This window comes from Cupriavidus consociatus (assembly GCF_017814975.1).
GTDB lineage: Bacteria > Pseudomonadota > Gammaproteobacteria > Burkholderiales > Burkholderiaceae > Cupriavidus > Cupriavidus consociatus.
Window position 1 is genome coordinate 1 of record NZ_JAGIQA010000149.1, and the last position, 779, is coordinate 779.

Here is a 779-nt window from a genome sequence, read left to right on the forward strand (position 1 = left end):
CTTGAGCGTTTGCATTTGGCATTGCCAAGCGATCGAAGGATCGGCTGTTCTTTAACAATATGGGATGTAGTAAAGGTGTCGCGCGAGCGTTGATGAGACGCTGCAGTACAAACGCGATACCGGGTTGTGATTGTATCAACCAAAGTATTTAAGTGATCGAAAGATGACTTGGAATACGGCACAAATGCGAGAACTCAACCTGTAGCGAGGTTTCGAGCAATCGAGACACACTCGTTATAGGGTCAAGCGAACAAGTGCATGTGGTGGATGCCTTGGCGATCACAGGCGATGAAGGACGCGGTAGCCTGCGAAAAGCTTCGGGGAGCTGGCAAACAAGCTTTGATCCGGAGATGTCCGAATGGGGAAACCCGGCCCGTATGGGTCATCCCACACTGAATCCATAGGTGTGGGAAGCGAACGCGGCGAACTGAAACATCTAAGTAGCTGCAGGAACAGAAATCAACCGAGATTCCCAAAGTAGTGGCGAACGAAATGGGAAGAGCCTTGTACTCTTTAGCAGCATTGTTAGCAGAACGGGATGGAAAGCCCGGCCCTAGCAGGTGATAGCCCTGTATGCGAAAACAGCGTTGTGGAACTAGGTGTACGACAAGTAGGGCGGGACACGTGAAATCCTGTCTGAAGATGGGGGGACCATCCTCCAAGGCTAAATACTCGTGATCGACCGATAGTGAACCAGTACCGTGAGGGAAAGGCGAAAAGAACCCCGGGAGGGGAGTGAAATAGATCCTGAAACCGCATGCATACAAACAGTCGGAGCC

The 779-nt window shown here is 51.2% G+C and carries 1 rRNA gene; it reads left to right on the top strand.

The annotated features are described in order from the left end of the window. Positions 1–240: 240 nt before the first annotated feature. Positions 241–779 (top strand): 23S ribosomal RNA (locus J8I82_RS37840); the annotation flags it as partial.